This is a genomic window from Pseudomonas sp. B23(2017), from assembly GCF_002113725.1.
Taxonomy (GTDB): domain Bacteria; phylum Pseudomonadota; class Gammaproteobacteria; order Pseudomonadales; family Pseudomonadaceae; genus Aquipseudomonas; species Aquipseudomonas putida_Z.
In genome coordinates, this window is the sequence record NZ_NEJM01000039.1 from 1 (window position 1) to 1819 (window position 1819).

The following is a 1819-nucleotide window of genomic DNA, read 5'->3' on the forward strand; positions in this document are numbered from 1 at the left end:
GTCGAGGGTAACGGAACCGTTGCTGGCGACGCTGACGGTGAACACCAGAAGGTTGGTGGTGGCCGTGCGGCCTTCCACCACGGTGCCGTTGAGCGACAGGTTGACCGCCTCGCCGGTGGCCGTGTCGGTCAGGCCGGAGGCGCCCGCCACCACGCCCAGGGCGTAGGTGAGCGTACCGGCACCATCGGCGCCGAAGGCCGAGGTGAAGTTGGCGGCAAAGCTTTGCGTGGCATTGGTCGTCAGGTCCGTTTCATCGACGGTCAGGACCGGTTCCGTGCCGGTGGTGCTGATGCTCGGGCCGTCATCCTTGAACATCAGGTTCTGCCCGATGTTCAGGGTAGCCTGGGCGCTGTCGCCGTCCTTGTCGGTCTTGGTCGCGGTCAAGGTCACCAGGTTGTCGGCGGTCAGGGTCTTCGAATCATCGGGGTTGCTGGCGTCGGGGTGCACGATGGCGCGAAGCTGGTCGAGGGTAACGGAACCGTTGCTGGCGACGCTGACGGTGAACACCAGAAGATTGGTGGTGGCCGTGCGGCCTTCCACCACGGTGCCGTTGAGCGACAGGTTGACCGCCTCGCCGGTGGCCGTGTCGGTCAGGCCGGAAGCGCCTGCCACCACGCCCAGGGCGTAGGTGAGCGTACCGGCGCCATCGGCACCGAATGCCGAGGTGAAGTTGGCGGCGAAGCTTTGCGTGGCGTCGGTCGCCAGGAATGTTTCATCGACGGTCAGGACTGGTTCCGTGCCGGTGGTGCTGATGCTCGGGCCGTCATCCTTGAACACCAGGTTCTGGCCGATGTTCAGGGTAGCCTGGGCGCTGTCGCCGTCCTTGTCGGTCTTGGTGGCGGTCAAGGTCACCAGGTTGTCGGCGGTCAGGGTCTTCGAGTCATCGGGGTTGCTGGTGTCGGGATGCACGATGGCGCGAAGCTGGTCGAGGGTAACGGAACCGCTGCTGGCGACGCTGACGGTGAACACCAGAAGGTTGGTGGTGGCCGTGCGGCCTTCCACCACGGTGCCGTTGAGCGACAGGTTGACTGCCTCGCCGGTGGCCGTGTCGGTCAGGCCGGAAGCGCCTGCCACCACGCCCAGGGCGTAGGTGAGCGTACCGGCACCATCGGCGCCGAAGGCCGAGGTGAAGTTGGCGGCGAAGCTTTGCGTGGCGTTGGTCGTCAGGTCCGTTTCATCGACGGTGAGGACCGGTTCCGTGCCGGTGGTGCTGATGCTCGGGCCGTCATCCTTGAACACCAGGTTCTGCCCGATGTTCAGGGTAGCCTGGGCGCTGTCGCCGTCCTTGTCGGTCTTGGTCGCGGTCAAGGTCACCAGGTTGTCAGCGGTCAGGGTCTTCGAGTCATCGGGGTTGCTGGTGTCGGGATGCACGATGGCGCGAAGCTGGTCGAGGGTAACGGAACCGTTGCTGGCGACGCTGACGGTGAACACCAGGAGGTTGCCGACGGCCGTGCGGCCTTCCACCACGGTGCCATTGAGCGACAGGTTGACCGCCTCGCCGGTGGCCGTGTCGGTCAGGCCGGAGGCGCCTGCCACCACGCCCAGGGCGTAGGTGAGCGTACCGGGACCATCGGCGCCGAAGGCTGAGGTGAAGTTGGCGGCGAAGCTTTGCGTGGCGTTGGTCGTCAGGTCCGTTTCATCGACGGTCAGGACTGGTTCCGTGCCGGTGGTGCTGATGCTCGGGCCGTCATCCTTGAATACCAGGTTCTGGCCGATGTTGAGGATGGCCTGGGCGCTGTCGCCGTCCTTGTCGGTCTTGGTCGCGGTCAAGGTCACCAGGTTGTCGGAGGTCAGGGTCTTCGAGTCATCGGGGTTGTTG

At 65.4% G+C, this 1819-nt stretch carries 1 protein-coding gene; it reads right to left on the bottom strand.

Annotated elements, in window-relative coordinates; all coding sequences use genetic code 11:
- Positions 1 to 1819: DUF5801 repeats-in-toxin domain-containing protein (locus CAG46_RS27430; RefSeq protein WP_256575152.1), on the bottom strand; the 1819-nt coding region annotated here is incomplete at both ends.